This window comes from Desulfotomaculum copahuensis (assembly GCF_001655685.1).
Classification (GTDB): Bacteria; Bacillota; Desulfotomaculia; order Desulfotomaculales; family Desulfovirgulaceae; genus Desulfotomaculum_G; species Desulfotomaculum_G copahuensis.
Window position 1 is genome coordinate 1 of record NZ_LYVF01000078.1, and the last position, 715, is coordinate 715.

At 56.6% G+C, this 715-nt stretch carries 1 pseudogene; it reads right to left on the reverse strand.

Annotated features, from left to right (window positions below):
• Positions 1 to 395: 395 nt before the first annotated feature.
• Positions 396 to 715: pseudogene (locus tag A6M21_RS18680) on the reverse strand (hypothetical protein); the annotation flags it as partial.

The window sequence follows — 715 nt, forward strand, 5'->3', positions numbered from 1 at the left end:
TTTTCCCTATACAAAGCTAAACAACCATTAACTTTGCACCAAGGTACTCATTGTGCAGACTCGGGCAAAAGCCCTCGCCGACGGATACCTCCATCACCGTCTGGCTGACTGACGCCCCCGCAGGGGATGCACCTAACCCGAAGGCGCATATGGCCATCAGTCACTTCCCGGTGTTTTTCCGTCTCGCGGGACCGACCTCTGTGCGGAACGGGCCACGGGCTTCGCAAGCGAAGGCACAGACATCTTTCCTTGAGCACATACCGGGAGGGGGAGTTACCCCGCCTGCCTGCGGTCCCCGGTCTCCGCCTTAAAGGTGCTTTTCTATTAAGGCTCGCCGTGCCTTCGGGCAGACACGACCGGAGCTAGAACAGCAGGCTTGAAAATTTTCAACGGCTTTAAGCCGCCCGCTTTCGTTTTCCGGCACGGGAGAGGTAGTCTTCAATCAACCAGTCCCGACGCCAGATACCTTCCTTTATCGCACTCCGGCGGGTATGCTTGACGATTCCAAAAAGCCTGCCCCATAAGCCAAAGCGCGGCTGTCCTTCCTTCGGCGCCAGAGCTTTGAGCAATTCTTTGGGCAGCTTTTCTTTAAAACCAAGCGCCCGCCGGGCGATAACCAGGGCGGCCGCCTGGTGGACGGCCAGCCCGTAAGTCTGCTGGTATTTGACGAAACCAATCAGTGAAGTGAATTTCGGGTTCACAGTGAAAACCGCGA